The sequence below is a fragment of the Streptomyces sp. NPDC058678 genome (assembly GCF_042714835.1).
GTDB lineage: Bacteria > Actinomycetota > Actinomycetes > Streptomycetales > Streptomycetaceae > Streptomyces.
This window is the reverse complement of record NZ_JBHXSG010000014.1, coordinates 52,562-70,013: the sequence shown is the minus strand read 5'-3', so window position 1 is coordinate 70,013 and position 17,452 is coordinate 52,562. Positions and strand designations below refer to the sequence as shown.

General features: G+C 70.1%; 14 protein-coding genes. 10 read left to right on the top strand and 4 right to left on the bottom strand.

The window, feature by feature from the left end; genetic code table 11:
- Positions 1–31: 31 nt before the first annotated feature.
- A complete protein-coding gene (locus tag ACFWWR_RS15605; protein WP_383858119.1) occupies positions 32–553 on the bottom strand; it encodes a DUF4245 domain-containing protein in 522 nt (173 codons plus the stop codon).
- Between the two features lie 126 nt (positions 554–679).
- Between ACFWWR_RS15605 and glpX the strand changes: the two genes are divergently transcribed.
- Positions 680–1,714: a class II fructose-bisphosphatase gene (gene glpX / locus ACFWWR_RS15600; RefSeq protein ID WP_217241150.1), complete on the top strand. Its 1,035-nt coding sequence runs from the start codon at positions 680–682 to the stop codon at positions 1,712–1,714.
- A gap of 94 nt (positions 1,715–1,808) precedes the next feature.
- Here glpX and ACFWWR_RS15595 read toward each other — a convergent pair whose 3' ends face one another.
- Positions 1,809–2,186 (bottom strand): WhiB family transcriptional regulator, encoded by a 378-nt coding sequence (locus tag ACFWWR_RS15595; protein ID WP_217241151.1) that lies wholly within the window; start codon positions 2,184–2,186, stop codon positions 1,809–1,811.
- 172 nt (positions 2,187–2,358) lie between these two features.
- Positions 2,359–3,051: a DUF1707 domain-containing protein gene (locus tag ACFWWR_RS15590; RefSeq protein WP_383858116.1), complete on the bottom strand. Its 693-nt coding sequence runs from the start codon at positions 3,049–3,051 to the stop codon at positions 2,359–2,361.
- Positions 3,052–3,227: 176 nt separating this feature from the next.
- On the opposite strand from ACFWWR_RS15590, the gene ACFWWR_RS15585 reads away from it, so the two are divergent.
- From ACFWWR_RS15585 to ACFWWR_RS15570, 4 genes are all read left to right on the top strand, one after another.
- Positions 3,228–4,895, top strand: coding sequence for a fumarate hydratase (locus ACFWWR_RS15585; RefSeq protein ID WP_384303656.1), 1,668 nt, complete (start codon positions 3,228–3,230; stop codon positions 4,893–4,895).
- A gap of 312 nt (positions 4,896–5,207) precedes the next feature.
- Positions 5,208–6,617: a class II fumarate hydratase gene (locus tag ACFWWR_RS15580; RefSeq protein ID WP_383858111.1), complete on the top strand. Its 1,410-nt coding sequence runs from the start codon at positions 5,208–5,210 to the stop codon at positions 6,615–6,617.
- A gap of 83 nt (positions 6,618–6,700) precedes the next feature.
- Positions 6,701–7,396 carry a DUF402 domain-containing protein gene (locus ACFWWR_RS15575; protein ID WP_383858108.1) on the top strand — a complete coding sequence of 232 codons (696 nt, stop codon included), beginning with the start codon at positions 6,701–6,703 and terminating at the stop codon, positions 7,394–7,396.
- Between the two features lie 295 nt (positions 7,397–7,691).
- Positions 7,692–9,788: a SpoIIE family protein phosphatase gene (locus tag ACFWWR_RS15570; protein WP_383858105.1), complete on the top strand. Its 2,097-nt coding sequence runs from the start codon at positions 7,692–7,694 to the stop codon at positions 9,786–9,788.
- Between the two features lie 155 nt (positions 9,789–9,943).
- On the opposite strand, the gene ACFWWR_RS15565 is transcribed toward ACFWWR_RS15570, so the two are convergent.
- A complete protein-coding gene (locus tag ACFWWR_RS15565) occupies positions 9,944–12,235 on the bottom strand; it encodes a transglycosylase domain-containing protein (RefSeq protein WP_384303654.1) in 2,292 nt (763 codons plus the stop codon).
- A 270-nt stretch (positions 12,236–12,505) separates the two neighbouring features.
- On the opposite strand from ACFWWR_RS15565, the gene ACFWWR_RS15560 reads away from it, so the two are divergent.
- From ACFWWR_RS15560 to ACFWWR_RS15540, 5 genes are all read left to right on the top strand, one after another.
- Positions 12,506–13,441, top strand: a complete 936-nt coding sequence (locus ACFWWR_RS15560; RefSeq protein WP_383858100.1) for an SPFH domain-containing protein — start codon at positions 12,506–12,508, stop codon at positions 13,439–13,441.
- Positions 13,438–13,683, top strand: coding sequence for a hypothetical protein (locus ACFWWR_RS15555; protein WP_383858097.1), 246 nt, complete (start codon positions 13,438–13,440; stop codon positions 13,681–13,683). The genes ACFWWR_RS15560 and ACFWWR_RS15555 overlap by 4 nt, the downstream gene beginning before the upstream one ends.
- Positions 13,684–13,782: 99 nt before the next feature.
- Positions 13,783–14,307, top strand: a complete 525-nt coding sequence (locus tag ACFWWR_RS15550; protein ID WP_383858094.1) for a PadR family transcriptional regulator — start codon at positions 13,783–13,785, stop codon at positions 14,305–14,307.
- Positions 14,304–14,993, top strand: coding sequence for an ABC transporter ATP-binding protein (locus ACFWWR_RS15545; protein ID WP_384303652.1), 690 nt, complete (start codon positions 14,304–14,306; stop codon positions 14,991–14,993). The genes ACFWWR_RS15550 and ACFWWR_RS15545 overlap by 4 nt, the downstream gene beginning before the upstream one ends.
- The gene (locus ACFWWR_RS15540) at positions 14,990–17,329 is read left to right on the top strand and encodes an FtsX-like permease family protein (protein WP_383858088.1); all 2,340 of its coding nucleotides are present in this window, start codon (positions 14,990–14,992) and stop codon (positions 17,327–17,329) included. The genes ACFWWR_RS15545 and ACFWWR_RS15540 overlap by 4 nt, the downstream gene beginning before the upstream one ends.
- The last annotated feature ends 123 nt before the right edge of the window (positions 17,330–17,452 follow it).

The following is a 17,452-nucleotide window of genomic DNA, read 5'->3' as shown; positions in this document are numbered from 1 at the left end:
CGCGCCGGGGTCTTCGTCCCGCCGACGCGGCTCACGCCGTCTTGAGCGACCCGGCCATCTCCGTCAGCCGCTCGAACGAGCCCGTGCCCGCCACCACCGTCGTCGCCCCGTCACCCTGGTGCACGAGCGCGTCGTACCGGCCTCCGGTGTACCGCGTCCAGGTCCGGCCGCCGATCTCCTGGGTGGTCTTCGTCGCCTCGCCGCCCTGGCTGGCTTCGTCGATGAACGCCGACGGCTTCTGAGTCGACTGCTCGACCTGGACGTACTCCCCGTCGGGGGCGTGGAAGCCCAGGTGCCAGGTGTCGAAGTTGTCGCCCTGATAGCGGACGGAGGTGGCCTTCCAGCCCGCGGAGAGACCCTCGGGCGCCGCCACCGGGTAGGACGCGGCGCGGCGTGCCGTGAGCAGCTCGACGCGGTAGTCGACCTTCTTGATCTCCGGATCGGAGTCGTCGTGCGGGATGAAGAGGTAGATGACACCCGCCATGAGCCCGATCAGACCCAGGGAGAGGATCATGTCCCGGACCGTCTTCTGCTTACCGTTCGAACCTGCCACGCCCCTATCGTCGCAGGTGCCCTGGTCCGCTCATCCGTGGGGCCCCCTGCTCATTTTGTCTGCCTGACGATAGAGTCGGGCCCATACCCTCATCCGGCCGTCGCCGTATCAGAAAGGTGCGCTCCGATGACCGAGCATCATCATCTGCCGTCCGAGCTCGAGGTTCCCTCCGAAGCTCCCGACCGCAACCTCGCCCTGGAACTCGTCCGGGTGACCGAAGCCGCGGCCATGGCCGCGGGCCGCTGGGTCGGGCGCGGCGACAAGAACGGCGCCGACGGTGCCGCGGTTCGGGCCATGCGGACGCTCGTCTCCACCGTCTCGATGAACGGCGTGGTCGTCATCGGGGAGGGCGAGAAGGACGAGGCCCCGATGCTCTTCAACGGGGAGCGCGTCGGCGACGGGACCGGGCCCGAGTGCGACATCGCCGTCGACCCGATCGACGGGACCACGCTGACCGCGAAGGGCATGACCAACGCGATCGCCGTGCTGGCCGCCGCCGACCGCGGGTCGATGTTCGACCCGTCCGCCGTCTTCTACATGGACAAACTGGTGACCGGCCCCGAGGCCGCCGACTTCGTCGACATCAACGCGCCCGTGTCCGTGAACATCCGCCGGGTCGCCAAGGCCAAGCGGTCCACACCCGAGGACGTCACCGTCGTCATCCTGGACCGGCCGCGGCACCAGGGCCTCATCGAGGAGGTTCGGGAGACCGGCGCGCGCATCAGGCTGATCTCCGACGGTGACGTGGCCGGATCGATCCTGGCGCTGCGCGAGGGCACCGGCGTCGACCTGCTGCTCGGCGTCGGCGGCACGCCGGAGGGCATCATCTCCGCCTGTGCCGTGAAGTGCCTGGGCGGCACGATCCAGGGCAAGCTGTGGCCGAAGGACGACGAGGAGCGGCAGCGGGCCATCGACGCGGGGCACGACCTGGACCGTGTGCTGACGACCGACGACCTGGTCTCCGGCGAGAACGTGTTCTTCGTGGCGACGGGCATCACCGACGGTGAGCTGCTGCGGGGCGTGCGGTACCGGTCGGAGACCGCGACCACCGACTCGATCGTCATGCGGTCGAAGTCGGGGACGGTGCGGCGGATCGACTCCGAGCACCGGTTGAGCAAGCTGCGGGCCTACAGCGCGATCGACTTCGACAAGGCGAAGTAGGTCCGCCGGGGGTTGGTGCGCAACCCCCGTCCAGCGTCGAAGGGGCGCCCCCGGTGCGGTGGGGGCGCCCCTCGGCGTATGTCGGGCGGGCCGGTCAGCCCGCGGCCGCTATGCGGTCCGCCGGCCTCGTCGCCTTTTTCAGCTCCAGGTCGCGGCGGCGGCGCCTGGCCAGGACCACTCGGCGTTCCGCGGCGGTCAGGCCGCCCCAGACGCCGTACGGTTCCGGTTGCAGGAGCGCGTGCTCGCGGCACTCGACCATGACCGGACAGCGCCCACAGACACGCTTCGCGGCCTCCTCGCGGGACAGCCGGGCGGCGGTGGGTTCCTTGGACGGTGCGAAGAACAGGCCGGCCTCGTCGCGCCGGCACACCGCCTCGGTGTGCCAGGGTGCGTCTTGGTCCCTGTCCCGCACTGGCACCCGCTGGGCCGGAACGGCAGCGACCTGCAGGGACGAATGCGGCGGTTGCAGCACGGTCTACTCCTGACGACGGCTTCGCGAGCGAGCGACGATGCAGCAAGGCCTACCCGCTGTGCGCGCGCCTATGCACTGAGTTCCCAACCGCTGGGATCCAGGGGCTTGTACGCGCTCTCAGGCGCGACGGACGACGATCCCTCGGCTGCGCATGCCGTCGAATTCACAACCGTCAATGATCCAGGTGCTTGCGCAAACTCCTGTCGACCTTGCGGTGCACGCGGTCCAGGATGTCCGCGACGAGCTTTCCGCGCTTGGGTTTGCCCTCGATGTTGCCGAGCACGGACCAGCCGTCCACGTAGACGACGGGCGCGTCGGGATCCGTCGAATCCAGCGTGTCCACCTCGAAGTTGCCGAGGACGCCACCGCCGGTGCCGCGCAGCGAGACGTTCTCCGGGACGCGGACCTCGACGTTGCCGAAGACCGAGATCGCCTTGATGACGACCTGCCGGTACTCGAAGATCGCCTCGCTGAGGTCGATCTCCACGGAGCCGAACACGGCGTACGCGTGGATACGGCGGCCCGCTCGCCAGCGGCCCTTGCGGACGGCGCTGCTGAAGACCGCGACCACGTTGTCGTCCGGGTCGTGCGGGATCGCGTCGGTGGGGCGGTTCGGGGCCGGGGTGTAGAGCGGGGTGGCCCGGCGCTCGTGGGCGGCCGGCAGGTCCCGGATGAAGACCTCCAGCTCGCCGAGCCGCTTGGCGTTCAGCACCCCCTCGACGCGCTCGGCGTGCTCGTCGGCGGTGAGGCGGCCCTCCGCGAGGGCCTCGCGGAGGATGTCGGCGATCCGGTCGCGGTCGGCGTCCGAGGCGCGGAGTTCGGCCGGGGACTGCACCTGCGGTTCGGTGTGCTTCTGAAGGTCCACGGCAGCAGCGTACCCAAACGCGATAGATCGCGACTAGGGGTGTGGACAACCTCGACCCGGCTTCGATCCCACGAACTGAGCCTTACCTCACAAGACCGCTGTCAGCGGCAGGTTCTACGCTGGTGGGCGCTGCCAATGGAGGCCAGCGGCCGTCTGTCGAGTGAGGAATGGGCGAGATGCCTGAGTTCGCGTACACCGATCTGCTCCCCATGGGAGAGGACACCACCCCGTACCGGCTGGTGACCTCCGAGGGTGTCTCCACTTTCGAGGCCGACGGGCGGACGTTCCTCAAGGTCGAGCCGGAGGCGCTGCGCAAGCTCGCCGAGGAGGCCATCCATGACATCCAGCACTACCTGCGCCCGGCCCACCTGGCCCAGCTGCGCCGGATCATCGACGACCCCGAGGCGTCGAGCAACGACAAGTTCGTGGCGCTGGACCTGCTGAAGAACGCGAACATCGCGGCCGCGGGCGTGCTGCCGATGTGCCAGGACACCGGCACGGCGATCGTCATGGGCAAGCGCGGCCAGAACGTGCTCACGGACGGCGGCGACGAGTCGGCCCTGTCCCGCGGCATCTACGACGCGTACCTGAACCTGAACCTGCGCTACTCGCAGATGGCCCCCCTCACCATGTGGGACGAGAAGAACACCGGCTCGAACCTGCCGGCGCAGATCGAGCTGTACGCGACGGACGGCGGCGCCTACAAGTTCCTGTTCATGGCGAAGGGCGGCGGCAGCGCCAACAAGTCCTTCCTCTACCAGGAGACGAAGGCCGTCCTGAACGAGTCCTCCATGATGAAGTTCCTGGAGGAGAAGATCCGTTCGCTGGGTACGGCCGCCTGTCCGCCGTACCACCTGGCGATCGTCGTCGGCGGTACGTCCGCGGAGTACGCGCTGAAGACGGCCAAGTACGCCTCCGCGCACTACCTGGACGAGATCCCCGCCGAGGGCTCGGAGCTGGGCCACGGCTTCCGGGACAAGGAGCTGGAGGGGAAGGTCTTCGAGCTGACGCAGAAGATCGGCATCGGGGCGCAGTTCGGCGGCAAGTACTTCTGCCACGACGTACGCGTGGTGCGCCTGCCCCGGCACGGCGCGTCCTGCCCGGTGGCCATCGCGGTCTCCTGCTCCGCCGACCGTCAGGCGGTCGCGAAGATCACCGCCGAGGGCGTCTTCCTGGAGCAGTTGGAGACCGACCCGGCGCGCTTCCTGCCGGAGACGACGGACGAGCACCTGGAGACCGAGGGTGACGTCGTCAAGATCGACCTGAACCAGCCGATGGACGACATCCTCGCCGAGCTGACCAAGTACCCCGTCAAGACCCGCCTCTCGCTCACCGGTCCGCTGGTCGTGGCCCGCGACATCGCGCACGCCAAGATCAAGGAGCGGCTGGACGCGGGCGAGGAGATGCCGCAGTACCTGAAGGACCACCCGGTGTACTACGCGGGCCCCGCGAAGACCCCGCAGGGCTACGCGTCCGGTTCCTTCGGCCCGACGACGGCCGGCCGCATGGACTCCTACGTCGAGCAGTTCCAGGCCGCCGGCGGCTCCAAGGTGATGTTGGCCAAGGGCAACCGGTCCGCCCAGGTCACGAACGCGTGCGACACCCACGGCGGCTTCTACCTCGGCTCCATCGGCGGCCCCGCCGCCCGCCTCGCCCAGGACTGCATCAAGAAGGTCGAGGTCGTCGAGTACGAGGAGCTCGGCATGGAGGCCGTCTGGAAGATCGAGGTCGAGGACTTCCCGGCGTTCATCGTCGTCGACGACAAGGGCAACGACTTCTTCCAGGACCCGGCGCCCGCGCCCACGTTCACGTCGATTCCGGTGCGGGGGCCTGGGCTGGCGTAGCGCCGACGGGGCGGCCGGGGAGGGATGTCTCCCCCGCCGCCCCTACCCGTCCCGTCACCCAGGGGCTCCGCCCCTTCGACCCCGCCAGGGCTCCGCCCCCGCACCTCGACGGGGCCGCGCCCCAGACCCCATCGGCCTGAACGGCCTCGTCCTCAAGCGCCGGACGGGCTGAGCCCACCACCCGTCTCGGTCGGTCGAAGAACGGTGGGGCTCGTCGTCGCGACAACCCGGTTCGTGAAGATCATGCTGACAGGGGAACCAGCAGGGGAATACGCCCTCGCGCGGCCATGCTCTCCTACCGGAGGTACGACGATGACGACGACTGCCGACGACGGCAACGAGCGCTACCGGATCGAGCACGACTCCATGGGCGAGGTGCAGGTGCCCGCCGACGCGAAGTGGCGGGCCCAGACGCAGCGGGCCGTGGAGAACTTCCCGATCTCCGGGCAGCGGATCGAACGGGCCCACATCGAAGCGCTCGCCCGGATCAAGGGAGCAGCCGCCAAGGTCAACGCGAGTCTCGGGGTGCTGGACAAGGACATCGCCGAGAGCATCCAGGAGGCGGCCGACGAGGTCGCCCGGGGGGACTGGGACGAACACTTCCCGGTCGACGTGTTCCAGACCGGGTCCGGGACCTCGTCCAACATGAACACCAACGAGGTCATCGCCACGCTCGCGACCGAGCGGCTGGGCAGGGACGTACACCCCAACGACCACGTCAACGCGTCCCAGTCGTCCAACGACGTGTTCCCCTCGTCCATCCACATCGCCGCCACCGCCGCCGTCACCCGGGATCTCGTCCCGGCGCTCCAGCACCTCGCCGACTCCCTGGCCCGCAAGTCGGACGAGTTCGCCGACGTCGTGAAGTCGGGGCGGACCCACCTCATGGACGCCACTCCGGTGACCCTGGGGCAGGAGTTCGGGGGGTACGCGGCGCAGGTGCGGTACGGCGTCGAGCGGCTGCAGGCCTCCCTCCCGCGCCTTGCCGAGCTGCCGCTCGGGGGGACCGCCGTCGGGACCGGGATCAACACGCCCCCCGGGTTCTCCGCCGCCGTCATCGAAGAAGTCGCCCGCACCACCGGGCTGCCGCTCACCGAGGCGCGCGACCACTTCGAGGCGCAGGGGGCCCGGGACGGGATCGTCGAGACCAGCGGGCAGTTGCGGACCATCGCCGTCGGGCTGACGAAGATCGCCAATGACCTGCGGTGGATGGCCTCCGGTCCGCGCACCGGCCTCGCCGAGATCAGTCTCCCCGACCTCCAGCCCGGCTCCTCGATCATGCCCGGCAAGGTCAATCCGGTGATCCCGGAAGCCGTGCTCATGGTCTCCGCCCAGGTCATCGGCAATGACGCGACCGTCGCCACCGCCGGAGCCGCCGGCAACTTCGAACTGAACGTGATGCTGCCCGTCATCGCCAAGAACGTCCTGGAGTCGATCCGGCTGCTCGCCAACGTGTCGAGGCTGCTCGCCGACCGGACGGTGGACGGCGTCGTCGCCCACCGCGAGCGGGCACGTGAGTACGCCGAGTCGTCGCCCTCCGTGGTGACCCCGCTCAACAAGTACATCGGGTACGAGGAGGCCGCGAAGGTCGCCAAGAAGGCTCTGGCGGAGCGGAAGACCATCCGTCAGGTCGTCGTCGAGAACGGGTACGTGGAGCGTGGCGACCTCACTGCCGAACAACTCGACGAGGCGTTGGATGTCCTGCGGATGACGCACCCGTAACCAATCGCGCACCCGTCGCCCTCCGCGCGTGAACCGTGACACGCGCCGCAGCGTCGTATGCCTATGGCACCTAATATCTGTGCATGGCAGACGGTGGAGCGGTGAGAGCCGACGTGAACGCGGGCGGGTCGGCGGTGTTCTGGGCGCCAGGGAGTCACATCCTGTGGCGTTACCGGGAGAACGGCGGCGCGCGGTTCCACATCGTGCGTCCCGTCACCGTCGTGCGGGACGACAGTGAACTGCTCGCCGTGTGGATGGCTCCGGGCACCGAGTGCGTGAAGCCGGTGCTCGCGGACGGTACGCCCGTGCACGTCGAGCCGTTGGAGAGCCGCTACACCAAGCCGCGGTCCGTGCAGCGCGACCGGTGGTTCGGGACGGGTGTGCTGAAGCTCGCGCGGCCCGGCGAGCCGTGGTCGGTGTGGCTGTTCTGGGAACCGGGGTGGCGGTTCAAGAACTGGTACGTGAACCTGGAGGAGCCTCTGGCGCGTTGGGACGGCGGGGTGGACTCCGAGGATCACTTCCTCGACATTTCCGTCCAGTCCGACCGCAGTTGGCGCTGGCTGGACGAGGACGAGTTCGCGCAGGCCCAGCGGGACGGGCTGATGGACGGCCAACGGGCGCGGAAGGTACGGGAGGCGGGCCACCGTGTGGTGGAGGTGATCCGGGACTGGGGGCCGCCGTTCTCGGACGGATGGCAGCACTGGCGTCCCGATCCGTCCTGGAGTGTCCCGGCCCTGCCCGAGGACTGGGATCGTACGCCCGCGCACATGTCGTCATGAGACCCTTGATGCGCCCCCGGGCAAGAAACGTAGGATCGTCCTCCGCAAGGGCGCGCAGTGGTAACTACCGGAGCACGCTCTGGGCTTGACCGATCGTCACCGAGGGGCGGCAGGACGTGAGCGAGGGGTACGAGGGCAACACCGGTGCGGACGGCAGCGTTTTCGCCGCTGGCACAGAAACAGCCTCTGACCACGCGGGAAATCCGTTCCTGGGACACGTATTCCGGGTATCGGGTTTTCGGCGGGACCAACTGCACGCGCGGCATTCAGCGCCGGACGGACGGATTCGACACGCGTGACGGAGCAGCCGACCTCCTTCGAACGCCCCCAGGCGGGCGTCGCCCCCGCGGATCCCCGCGGGGCGCTCCTGCGTACCCCGACGCCGTCGCATCCGCACAGCGCCGATACGCCGTCGCACGCGCCCGGCGCCGGCGCCTTACCGGCACAGGCACGCGCCGGCGAGACGCCGCCCGCCGGTCCCGGCACGACGACATCGAGCGGTAAGGACACCAGAGCCGTAGGTACCGACCCCGAGCACTCCCAGCCCGCCGCCTCCGCGGAGCCCGACACGCACCGTCCGCGGCCCGTGTCCGAGGTGATCCCGGCCCAGCCGGGCACCGACGGCGCCGCCACCAGCGCGGAGCGCCGTTCCGGACAGGGGCTGCCGCCCGGCCGGCCCACGCCGATGCGGCGGGACGGGGACCGGCTGCGGTTCGTGGGAGCCGCGACCCGGCGGATCGCCCGTGGCATCGACCTCGACGAGATCGTGATGGGGCTGTGCCGGGCGACCGTGCCGACCTTCTCCGACGCCATCCTCGTCTATCTGCGCGACCCGCTGCCGGTCGGCGACGAGCGGCCCACCGGGCCTCTGGTGCTGCGGCTGCGCCGGACCGACCGGATCCCGGAGGAGCGGGACACCGACGGCGGGTTCAGCTCCGCGCTCCAGGCGGAGCCGTCCGAGCTGGACACGATCGGCACCGAACTGTGCGAGGTACGGCCCGGCAGCGCGCTCGCCGAGGTGCTGCGCGGGGTGCGCCCCGTCTTCACCGACACCTCGGACGTACGCGCCGCGCTGACCGAACTTCTCGGCGAGAGCTCCGAGTTCGCCGTACCCGCCGGGCAGCGCGCGATCCTCGCCCCGCTGCGCGGCCGGCGGCGGGTGATCGGTGCGGCGCTGTTCCTGCGCCGCCCGGAGCGCATCGACTTCGAGCCGGACGACCTGCTGGTCGCCGCCCAGCTCGCCACGCACAGCGCGCTCGGCATCGACAAGGCGGTGCTGTACGGCCGTGAGGCGTACATCGCCGACGAGCTGCAGCGCACGATGCTGCCGGAGACGCTGCCGCGGCCCACGGGCGTGCGGCTGGCGTCCCGCTATCTGCCGGCCGCCGAGACCGCGCGGGTCGGCGGCGACTGGTACGACGCGATCCCGCTGCCGGGCAGTCGCGTGGCGCTGGTGGTCGGTGACGTCATGGGGCACTCCATGACGTCCGCCGCGATCATGGGCCAGCTGCGGACCACCGCGCAGACCCTCGCCGGGCTCGACCTGCCGCCGCAGGAAGTCCTGCACCACCTCGACGAGCAGGCCCAGCGGCTCGGCACCGACCGCATGGCGACCTGCCTGTACGCCGTCTACGACCCGGTCGCGCACCGGATCACCATCGCCAACGCCGGCCATCCCCCGCCGGTCCTGCTGCACCTGGGCGGCCGCGCAGAGGTGCTGCGGGTGCCGCCGGGCGCGCCGATCGGGGTCGGCGGCGTCGACTTCGAGGCCGTGGAGCTGGACGCCCCGGCCGGAGCGACCCTGCTCCTGTACACGGACGGGCTCGTCGAGTCGCGTCTGCGGGACGTGTGGACCGGGATAGAGCAGCTGCGCGAGAAGCTCGCCGCCACCGCGCAGCTCACCGGGCCCGACCATCCGCCGCCCCTCGAAGCGCTGTGCGACGAGGTGCTCGACATGCTCGGCCCGGGCGACCGGGACGACGACATCGCCCTGCTCGCCGCCCGTTTCGACGGGATCGCGCCGAGTGACGTGGCCTACTGGTTCCTGGAGCCGGAGGACGCGGCCCCGGGCCGGGCCCGGCGGCTGGCCCGGCGGGCGCTGTCCCGCTGGGGCATGGAGGACATCACCGACTCCGTGGAGCTGCTGGTCAGCGAGGTCGTGACGAACGCCGTGCGCTACGCGACCCGGCCGATCACACTGCGGCTGCTGCGGACGGACGTGCTGCGCTGCGAGGTCGGGGACGACGTGCCGCAACTGCCTCGGCTGCGGCAGGCTCGCGCCACCGACGAGGGCGGACGCGGCCTGTACCTGGTCAACCGGCTGGCCCGGCGGTGGGGGGCGACGCGGCTGAGCACGGGGAAGGTCGTCTGGTTCGAGCTGAACAGCAGCTGAGGCCTGATACCCCCGGCGGTGGGGCGGGGTTCGCCGGCGCCGCGGGGGTTTTGGTCGTAGGGCGGCTGCGGGTTCGTTGTGGCTTGTCGCGCAGTTCCCCGCGCCCCTTGGGAACGCCGAGGGCGCCCGGTGCGTACCGGGCGCCCTTGCTGTTGCTAGAGGTCGTCGTCTCTCGGGTCCAGCGGGTCCTCCGGGCTGGTGTTGTCCGCCGGAGGCGATGTCGTCGGAGTTGTTGGCGGTTTGCTCGTCGGAGTCGTCGACGGGGTCTGCGCCGGAGGCGATGTCGTCGCCGGTTCCGAGGTCTCGGGCTCCGTCGACGGGGGCTCGGTGGTCGGCTCTTGGGTCGGGGTCCGGGTGGGGGTGCGAGTCGGGGTCGGCGACTTCGTCGGCTGGACCGCCGCGCCCTGGTCGGTGTCCAGGTCGAACTTGGAGTTCTTGGCCGAGACGCCGAAGGTGTACGCCGCCCAGATCTGCGCCGGGAAGCCGCCGCCGTTGACCCGGTCCTCGCCGCCCGCGCCATACATCTTGGTCTGCGCGCTGGTCTTCGCGTCCTCGCCGAACAGGCCGACCGAGGTGACCAGGTCGGGCGTGTAGCCGGTGAACCAGGCCGACTTGTTGTCGTCGGAGGTACCCGTCTTGCCGGCGACCTGCTGGCCGTCGCGCTCGGCGTTGTCGCGGACGGAGGTGCGGGCCGTACCGTCGTCGACCACACCGGTCAGGACCGAGGTGACGGTGTCGGCGGTCTCACGGCTGAGCACCTGCTCGCCGATCGGGTCGGGCAGCTCGACCGTGCGGGTGTTGTGCTCGGCCGACTTGAGGATGGTCGGCGTGACCTTCTTGCCGTGGTTGTCGAGGGTGGCGTAGACGCCGGCCATCTGCAGTGGGCTGGCGCCCATGGTGCCGAGGGTCTGTGCGGGTACCGCCTTGAGGTCGGCGGTGTCCATGCCGAGCTTGGCGGCCACCTCGAGGACGTTGTCCATGCCGACGTCTACGCCCAGCTGGGCGAAGACGGAGTTGATGGACTTGTTCATCGCCGTCTGGACGGTGACGTCGCCGTAGTTGTGGTCGTCCTCGTTCTCCGGCGAGAAGGCGATGTCGCTGCCCTCCACGGGACGCTTGCTGGTGCCGTCGTAGATCGTGCTCGCGGTGATCGGCTTGCCGTCCTGCGTCTTCGCGTTCTCCTCCAGCGCGGCGGCGAGGATCACCGGCTTGAACGTCGACGCGGGCTGGTAGTCGGCGCGGGTCGCGTTGCTGCGGTAGTGCTTGTAGTAGTCCTCACCGCCGTACAGCGCGAGGATCTTCCCCGTCTTGGGGTCCACGGAGACGGCACCGGCCTGGATGTTCTTGTCGACCGGCCGCTTCTCGGGGTCCAGCTTGCTGGTCAGCTGGGTCCTGGCCGCCTTCTCCAGCTGGGCCTGCTCCTTCTTGTCGATGTTCAGGGTGATGGTCCAGCCCTGGTTGTCGACCTGCGCCTCGGCCTCGTCCCGCGAGATGCCCTGCTCCTGCATGAGCTGGTCCTCGAGCTGACGGTTGGCGAGGTCGACCAGGTAGCCCTTCTGGCCGTCCAGGCCGGGGGCGCCCTTCGGCTCCTTCGGCTTCGGGAACGTCATGGCGTCGCGCTTGGCCTTGCTCAGCCAGCCCTCCTCGACCATGTTGTCCAGGACGTAGTTCCAGCGCTCCGTGACCAGCGCCTTGCCGGTGTCGCTCGCGGCCGTCCAGTCGTACTGGCTGGGGGCCTGGAGCAGTGCGGCGAGGTAGGCGCCCTGCTCCACGGTGAGGTCCTTGGCGTCGACGCGGTAGTAGGCCTGGGCGGCGGCCTGGATGCCGTAGGCGCTGCGGCCGTAGTAGCTGGTGTTGATGTAGCCCGCGAGGATGTCGCTCTTGGACGTGGTGCGGTCCACCTTCAACGAGATGACCAGTTCCTTCAGCTTGCGCGTGACGGTCTGGTCCTGGTTCAGGTAGTAGTTCTTGACGTACTGCTGGGTGATCGTCGAGCCACCCTGCTTGCCCTTGCCGGACAGCGTGTTGATCAGACCGCGGGCGGTGCCCTTGAAGTCGACGCCGGCGTCCGTGTAGAAGGACTTGTTCTCCGCCGCGACGAAGGTGTACTGGACGGGCTTGGGGACCACGCTGAGATCCACGATCTCGCGGTTGGTCTCGCCCTTACGGGTCAGGATCGTGCCGTCGCTGTACTTGTAGACGTTGCTCTGCTGCTGGGCGGCCGCGTTGCCCTTGGGGACGCCCACCATCATGTACAGCGCGATGAACGCGCCGATGCCGAGCAGGCAGAGGCCGAAGAAGGTGCCGAGGATCTTCTTCCAGGTGAAGAGCCTGCGTATGACGCTCTTCCCGGGCTTGCCGCCCGCGGCGGCCGCTGAACGGCGGTTCTTGGGCGCCGCGCGGCGACCACCGCGCTGCCGCGCTCGTCTCTCTTCCGCTCGTCCCATGAGTCCGCTCGCTCCGCTTCCTTCTCGGCTGTCACACAGGCTGGTGGTCCAAGTCAGCTCAGAAAGCTAACACCGCTCTCTGTGACAAAGGGCCTTCGATCCGGTCTTTTACGGACGTGAGAATCAGCACCTGCGTCCATGGAACCTGACCGCCGAGAGGGCTTCAGGGTTGCCGTGCCGGGGTAAAGTGTTATCACTTAGATAGAACGAAGCTAGGCAGACTTCGTCTTTCGCAGTTCGTCTTTCGCAGTACGAGAACCGGGGGGACCCATGTCCACGCACGACTCCGCGCCCACCACCGACCTGCCCAGAATGCCCGCCCCACGCGTGCGGGAGTTCGCCGCGCACAGCATCGGCGGCGCCCTCGCGCTGCTGCTGGGGCTGGTCGGCCTGCTGCTCGGCATCGGCATGATCGTCACCGCCACGACGCTCACCGCGACCGGCACCAAGGCGGCCCTGATCATCGTCGGCATCGTGATAGCCCTCTCCGCCTTCATCGCCATGTGCGGCCTGAACACGGTGGCGCCGGGCGAGGCCCGGGTGGTCCAGCTCTTCGGGCGCTACCGGGGGACGATCCGCGAGGACGGGTTGCGCTGGGTGAACCCGTTCACCTCCCGGGAGAAGATCTCCACCCGCGTCCGCAACCACGAGACCGCCGTCCTCAAGGTCAACGACGCCTACGGCAACCCCATCGAGCTCGCCGCGGTCGTGGTGTGGCGGGTCGAGGACACCGCGCAGGCCACCTTCGAGGTGGACGACTTCCTGGAGTTCGTCTCCACCCAGACCGAGGCGGCGGTTCGGCACATCGCCATCGAGTACCCGTACGACGCCCACGAGGAGGACGGCCTCTCGCTGCGCGGCAACGCCGAGGAGATCACCGAGAAGCTCGCCGTCGAACTGCACGCACGCGTGGAGGCGGCCGGCGTCTCCATCATCGAGTCCCGCTTCACGCACCTCGCCTACGCCCCCGAGATCGCCTCGGCGATGCTCCAGCGGCAGCAGGCAGGCGCGGTCGTCGCGGCGCGGCGGGAAATCGTGGACGGAGCGGTGGGCATGGTCGAGGCGGCGCTCGCCCGGATCTCCGAGCAGGGCATCGTGGAACTGGACGAGGAGCGCAAGGCGGCGATGGTGTCCAACCTGATGGTGGTGCTGTGTGGCGACCGGGCACCGCAGCCGGTCCTGAACACGGGGACCCTGTACCAGTGACGGATCCCTCAGAGGGCCCGGCCCCTCAACGTCGGCCGCAGCAGCGCAAGCAGGTGCTGCTGCGGTTGGACCCTGCGGTGTACGAGGCGTTGGCCCGGTGGGCCGGGGACGAGCTGCGCTCGGCGAACGCACAGATCGAGTTCCTGCTGCGGCGCGCGCTCGCGGAGGCCGGGCGGCTGCCGGGGGAGGCCAGGCCGATCCCCCGGCGGGGACGGCCGCCCGGGGGCTCCGACCCCGCCTGAGCACTCCCGGTCCGGCGCCCGAATGCCTGAAGCCTCGGTCCCTGCCCGGATTCCTCGGTCTATACACACGAGGTATACACCCCGTGTACAGTCCTCTCCATGTCCATCGGTCACACCCTCCTGGGACTCCTGGAGTCCGGCCCCCGTCACGGTTACGACCTGAAGCGGGCCTTCGACGAGAAGTTCGGTCACGACCGGCCGCTGCACTACGGCCAGGTCTATTCGACGATGTCCCGCCTGCTGAAGAACGGGCTCGTCGAGGTCGACGGGATCGAACCCGGCGACGGGCCGGAGCGGAAGCGGTACGCCATCACCGAGGCCGGCGTCACCGACGTACAGCGGTGGCTCGCGACCCCGGAGAAGCCGGAGCCGTACCTCCAGTCGACGCTGTACACCAAGGTCGTCCTCGCACTGCTCACCCGGCGCGACGCGGGCGACATCCTCGACACCCAGCGCGCCGAGCACCTGCGCATGATGCGGATCCTCACCGACCGCAAGCGCAAGGGCGACCTGGCCGACCAGCTGATCTGCGACCACGCGCTGTTCCACCTGGAAGCCGACCTGCGCTGGCTGGAGCTGACCGCCGCGCGGCTGGAGAAGCTCGCCGAGGTGGTGACCAAGTGACCGCGCCCGCAGGCTCCCTGCTCGCCGCCGACGAGCTGCGCAAGGCGTACGGGCCGACCGTCGCCCTCGACGGTGCCGAGTTCTCCATCCACGCCGGTGAGGTCGTCGCCGTGATGGGCCCGTCCGGGTCCGGCAAGTCGACCTTGCTGCACTGTCTCGCCGGGATCGTGCCGCCCGACTCCGGGTCGATCACGTACAACGGGCTCGAGATGGCCACCATGAACGACGCCCGGCGCAGTGCGCTCAGGCGCAGCGAGTTCGGGTTCGTCTTCCAGTTCGGGCAGCTGGTGCCCGAGTTGACCTGCGTGGAGAACGTCGCCCTGCCGCTCAGGCTGAACGGCACCTCCCGCAAGGAGGCGGAGCGGGCCGCGCTGTCGTGGATGGAGCGGCTGGAGGTCGACGACCTGCGCAAGAAGCGGCCCGGTGAGGTGTCCGGCGGGCAGGGGCAGCGGGTCGCCGTCGCCCGGGCCCTCGTCACCAACCCGCGCGTGCTGTTCGCCGACGAGCCGACCGGCGCACTCGACTCCCTCAACGGCGAGCGCGTGATGGAGCTGCTCACGGACGCCGCCAGGTCCACCAACGCCGCCGTCGTGCTGGTCACGCACGAGGCGCGGGTGGCCGCCTACTCCGACCGCGAGATCGTCGTACGGGACGGGAAGTCCCGGGACATGGAGCGGGTCGTATGAGCCTCAGGCAGTGGACGAGGGACCTTGCCATGGGGGTCAGGTTCGCGTTCGCCGGCGGGCGCGAGGGGTGGTTGCGGGCGCTGCTCACGGCTGTCGGGGTGGGGCTCGGGGTGGCGTTGCTGCTGCTGACGACCGCGGTGCCGAACGCGCTGGCCGCGCGGAACGACCGGGAGAACGCCCGCAACGACCTCTACTACGGCGACACCGACACCAAGGTGTCCAGGTCGGACCACTCCCTCCTGATCGCGAACGCCGACACGGCCTTCCGCGACAAGAACGTACGGGGACGGGAGATGGAGCCGGAGGGACCGCGGGCACCGCTGCCGCCGGGGGTGGAGAAGTTCCCGGCGCAGGGCGAGATGGTGGTCTCCCGCGCGCTGAAGGACCTCCTGGAGTCCGATTCCGGGAAGCTGCTGCGGGAGCGGCTGCCGCAGCGGATCGTCGGCACGATCAACGAGAGCGGGCTGGTCGGCTCGGCCGAGCTCGCCTTCTACCGGGGCGGCCAGGGCCTCGCCGACGGGCTCGACGGAGGCGGGGCGGCGCGGATCGAGCGGTTCGGGGTCACCCAGCAGACGTCCGACGAGTTGGACCCCGTCCTGCTCCTGCTGATCCTCGTCGTCTTCGTCGTCCTGCTGATGCCGGTCGCCATCTTCATCGCCGCGGCCGTACGGTTCGGTGGCGAGAGCCGCGACCGGCGGCTCGCGGCGCTCAGGCTGGTGGGCTCCGACAGCCGGGCCACCCGGCGGATCGCCGCCGGCGAGGCGCTCGCGGGCGCGGTGCTGGGGCTGGTCCTCGGGGCGGGCTTCTTCCTGATCGGCCGTCAGGTAGCGGGCTCGATCGAGGTGTTCGACATCAGCGTGTACCCGAGTTACCTCAACCCCTCCCCCGCCCTGGCCCTGCTGGTCGGCCTCGCCGTACCGGCGGCCGCCGTGCTGGTCACGCTGCTCGCGCTGCGCCGTGTGGTGATCGAGCCGCTCGGTGTGGTGCGTACGGCGCAGCCCGCCCGGCGCCGACTGTGGTGGCGGCTGCTGCTGCCGCTGGCCGGGCTCGCGATGCTCTACCCGATGGTCGGGCAGGGGCGCGACAACGGCGACTTCAACCAGTACCTCGTCACCGGTGGTGTCGTCCTGCTGCTCATCGGCGTCACCGCGCTGCTGCCGTGGATCGTCGAGGCGGTCGTCGGACGGCTCGGTGGGGGCGGCGTGGCCTGGCAGCTGGCCGTACGCAGGCTGCAGTTGAGCAGCGGCACGGCGGCCCGCATGGTCAACGGCATCGCCGTCGCGGTGGCCGGGGCGATCGCACTGCAGATGCTGTTCGCCGGGGTGGACAGCGACTACACGAAGAACACGAGCTACGACGTGACACGGGCCCAGATGCAGGTCCCGGTGCCGAAGGAACTTCCGCTCGCCCAGGCCGCCGAGAAGTTGCGGCAGACCGAGGGTGTGCGCCAGGTCTACTCCTACTCCGAGGGATACCTCGGCGAGCGGCGCAGGGATGCGCAGCTCGGCGCCCAGGTCACCGTCGGCGACTGCGCGTCGCTGCGCGAGGTGGCCGACCTGCCCTCCTGCCAGGACGGCGATGTGTTCGCCCTACAGGGCGCCGTGTACGACACCGACACCCCGAAGCTGGCGAAGCCCGGCCGCACGCTCTACCTCGACCCGTCCTACGAGGACGGCCCGAAGAGCGCGGAGGCCCCCTTCGTGCTGCCGGCGGACCTGAAGCAGGCGCAGACCCGCAAGGACCCGACCGGGATGGAGCGGGGCGGCTTCCTGATCACCCCGAAGGCGGTGCCGCCCGCGGCCGCGCCCGCGCTGACAGGGCAGGTCTATCTCAAGCTCGACGAGTCCGTGCCGGACGTGCACGACCTGGTACGGAACACGGCGGCGACCATCGACCCGCTGGGCGACCCGCTGGTCTGGCAGTCGTTCGACCGGTCCGAGCGCTACGTCGCCATCCGCACCGGCCTGTTCGTCGGCGCCGCGTGCGTGCTCGCGCTGATCGGGGCGAGCCTGTTGGTGTCGCAGCTGGAGCAACTGCGCGAGCGCAAGAAGCTGTTGTCGGCCCTGGTCGCCTTCGGCACCCGGCGGCGCACGCTGAGTCTGTCGGTGCTGTGGCAGACGGCGATCCCGATCGCCCTCGGTCTGCTGCTGGCTTCGGTGGTGGGGCTGACGCTGGGCGCGGTCCTGCTGCGGATGACGAACACGACCGTACGCGTGGACTGGCCGAGCGTGCTGTCGATGACGGGCGTCGGTGCCGCGGTCGTCCTGGTGGTGACGCTGCTGAGCCTGCCGCCGCTGCTCAGACTGATGCGGCCGGACGGGCTGCGGACGGAGTAGCGGCAGTGGGGGGGGCCCCGGACGCCCCCGGGGCCCCCCCCCCCCCCCCCCCCCCCGGGGGGGGGGCCCCCCGGGGGGGGGGGGACGGGATCTCGCCGCGGGGGGGCGGGGGCGGGGGGGGTG